General features: G+C 42.6%; 5 protein-coding genes. All 5 read left to right on the forward strand.

From position 1 onward, the window contains the following. The first annotated feature begins 138 nt into the window (after nt 1–138). On the forward strand, nt 139–1,524 hold the full coding sequence (locus F6K20_RS31370) for a phage tail sheath C-terminal domain-containing protein (RefSeq protein ID WP_287297334.1): 1,386 nt from the start codon (nt 139–141) through the stop codon (nt 1,522–1,524). Nucleotides 1,525–1,808: 284 nt separating this feature from the next. After that, the gene (locus tag F6K20_RS31375; RefSeq protein WP_008184357.1) at nt 1,809–2,315 is read left to right on the forward strand and encodes a hypothetical protein; all 507 of its coding nucleotides are present in this window, start codon (nt 1,809–1,811) and stop codon (nt 2,313–2,315) included. A gap of 33 nt (nt 2,316–2,348) precedes the next feature. Continuing rightward, nucleotides 2,349–2,678, forward strand: a complete 330-nt coding sequence (locus tag F6K20_RS31380) for a hypothetical protein (RefSeq protein ID WP_287297336.1) — start codon at nt 2,349–2,351, stop codon at nt 2,676–2,678. A gap of 5 nt (nt 2,679–2,683) precedes the next feature. Then, nucleotides 2,684–2,845, forward strand: a complete 162-nt coding sequence (locus F6K20_RS31385) for a hypothetical protein (RefSeq protein WP_154659786.1) — start codon at nt 2,684–2,686, stop codon at nt 2,843–2,845. After that, a partial coding sequence (locus F6K20_RS31390) for a hypothetical protein (protein ID WP_287297338.1) occupies nt 2,817–3,102 on the forward strand: 286 nt, incomplete at its 3' end. The genes F6K20_RS31385 and F6K20_RS31390, both read left to right, overlap by 29 nt.

Consider the following 3,102-nt stretch of genomic DNA (forward strand, 5'->3'; position numbering starts at 1 on the left):
TGGAAGCCCAAAAGACGAATAAGACCGTCCCTGAATTGACCTGAGAATTGGAAGCCCCAACCCTCAGCGAAGCAGGTTGGGGTACTTCACAGTGCGCAGGATAATTAGTATGATCGTTGAATTCCGGTGGAGGTTTTCATGACTCAGACGATGGTTTTACCAGGCACTTATATTGAGGTGCGTGATGAGGGCTTGATTAGTCCTGGCGGCGTAGTTACAGGCAACATTGGAATTGTCGGCACAGCGGAAAAAGGACTTGTAGATGAGGTGCAATTGCTCGGTAGCTTGTCTGAAGCTAAGGAAATTTTTGGTGAAAGTGACGAGTGGCAAGACGGGACTAAAAATGAACTTACATTAATTCGTGCTCTAGAGCTGATTTATCAAAATGGAGGGCAGAATGTTTATGCGGTGCGGACAGCTAAGAATTCAACATTATCTTATGCAACATATGAATTGAAAGATAATTCGAATACATTGCTGACCCTGAAAGCTAAAACTCCTGGTACTCTGGGAAATGAGATCAAGATTAAAATTACAGTTGTTAGCACAGAAATAACAGTCAAACTCTCCCAGGACACAATTGAGGAAACATACTCAGTAACAAATATTGCTGAACTCAAAACTGAGGTTAATCAAAAATCAGCTTTGGTGGAGGTTGACGGGACTACAACCGAGGGAACACCAAAATCCGTAACTGATTATGCCAACTTCACTGGAGGCAAAAATGGTGCTGATGCTACGAGTGATGATTACGCTAGAAGTTTAGCTCTCCTAGAGAATGAAATCGTTAACATTGTGCTACTGGCTGGGCAAGATGTTACCACAACAGGGATGTCAACCGTTCTAGAAGGACACCTGAAGACAACAGCAGGAATCAAGCGAGAGCGCATTGGCATCATTGGTAGTGGCTTTAGCAATGGTAAAGATAGCTTAGACGATATTACTAAGCACACCATCAATAATGACCGCATCATTTTTACAGCACCGGGAATTTTGGTTTCATCTCAAGGAAAACAAAACAAGCTACCCGGTAGTTACCTAGCTGCTGCTGTGGCTGGGATGCTGTCTTCGTTGCCTGTACAAACCAGTCCCACTAACAAAACTCTAACAATTGAAGGTCTAACTACGGAATTTAACAGTACACAACTGGAAAAACTGGTCACAAAACGTGTTTTAACAGTAGAAAAACGGGCTGGATTTCGCATCGTTAAAGGAATAACCACCGATGATGGAGCCTGGAAGCAAATCACTACCAGACGGATTGTAGACTATGCAATCTACGGGGTTCGTAGCAGTTGCAATCCCTATATAGGTAAGTTGAATAATGAACGAGTGCGGGGAGCGATGAAAGCTACCTTGAATGCTTTCTTGACGCGCATGGTAGATAATGAAGCCTTGGTAAGTTATCAACTTGATGTATCAGCAACCCGCGCTCAAGAAAAAGAAGGGAAGGTGATGGTTACCATGACTCTGATGCCAACCTTTAGCATCGACTTTATCCAGGTGACGATGTATCTCGAATAAAAAAAGACAGTCAAGTCGCTTGACATGCAGGTCACGCTACGCGATCGCTCCAATTCAAAATTCAAAATTATTAATTCAAAATGACAATCAGTGGGGGCTTGTACCCGGAATTAAAAAATTGCAAAATTTGTTAAATTTTTAATTTTTAATTTTTAATTTTTAATTTTTAATTTTTAATTTTTAATTTTTAATTTTTAATTCCCCAAAGGGGTCACGCACCATCAGCTGCCCTCACAACCAAGGATGAAAATCCTTAAATTTCGGAAATAGTTAGGAGGACTAGTATGCCCAATGTTAATGTCTTTCGCGGTTCTGATGCCTCGTTGGTTCTAGCTGTCGATGACAGTGAGTCAGTAGAAGGTAAACTTGCGGATAGTTTAATTGGTGAGTATGAATTTTCGAGTATAGTTGGCCGCTTACAGAACGTAACGGTCAAGGTGGAAAATGAGTTACGACCTTACCACGAAATTGGTAAGCGTTTCCCAACGGAGTTGCGTCCAGGAAATATCAATGTTTCTGGCTTCGTGCAACGAGCTCATGTTAATGGGGCTTTAATTCGGCTGCTGCTGGGTGATGGAGCAACAAGTCCTCCGCCAATTGCCGCCATTCCTCAACCTTCCTTTAATATCGTTATTGCCCTGAAAAATCCAGCCTTTCCTGACCAAAGTAGTACCCTTACTGTGTTCGGTGTTAAGTTTGAAAGCTGGAGTTTTCAATTACCTGAAGATGATTTTGTGATGGAAGGAGTTAGCTTTAAAGCTTTACGCATTAGTGCAGAAGAAAAGGGTTAACCAATGACAAATAACTAACTAATCAATGCTCAAATGGAACCAACACCAGAAGAACTCCTAGCTGGTTCTACCGTTATCTTTAATGTTGTGGTGCCTCCAACTATCTTGCAACCTACTCAAAGCAATCAGCAGTCAGATCCTGATGTGGTTGTGCAGCTACGTCCTTTGACTATTGGTACCTTTGGGCTAATTATGAAAGCAGGGAAAAATGATCCAAGCTTAATTCCCTTGTTGATGATCAAGGAATCACTGGTAAAGCCAGCCCTTTCCTTAGAACAAGTCAAAACGATGCATCTGGGGTTGGTTAACTTTTTGATCGCTGAAATTAGACAAATCAGTGGGCTGACCGAAAAAAAAACCTAAATGGCTTGAGTGCTTCCCCATTGGTAAAAGCCAGCTACCGTTTAGCCCGTGCATTTGGCTGGACTCCCCAACAAGTGCAAGCAATGACCATGGGGCAAGTCTCGATCTACTTACAAATGTTAGATGAGGAAGTTAGTGATGGCGATTCCTGGGGAAAGCTCTCCTAATATCAATCAGGCTCTGGTCGCTCTTGGGGAATCCCTACGTAGTGAGTTTCAAGCCTTGATTGGTGAATACACCGCAGGGGGATTAGCTGGGAATTATTTGACCAGTGAAGATTGCTCCGAACTCCGCTGTTTACAGGAAGTTGTATCTCAGGTTGGACAGCTAAGTGAGGAATTCACAGCTTTGGAGACGTGGCTAACTTCCGGGTTTATCCCAAAAGGTTTAGCAACTCCGATTGATGCTGATTCTGAGTATGATA

This window comes from Moorena sp. SIO2C4, from assembly GCF_010672485.1.
Classification (GTDB): domain Bacteria; phylum Cyanobacteriota; class Cyanobacteriia; order Cyanobacteriales; family Coleofasciculaceae; genus Moorena; species Moorena producens.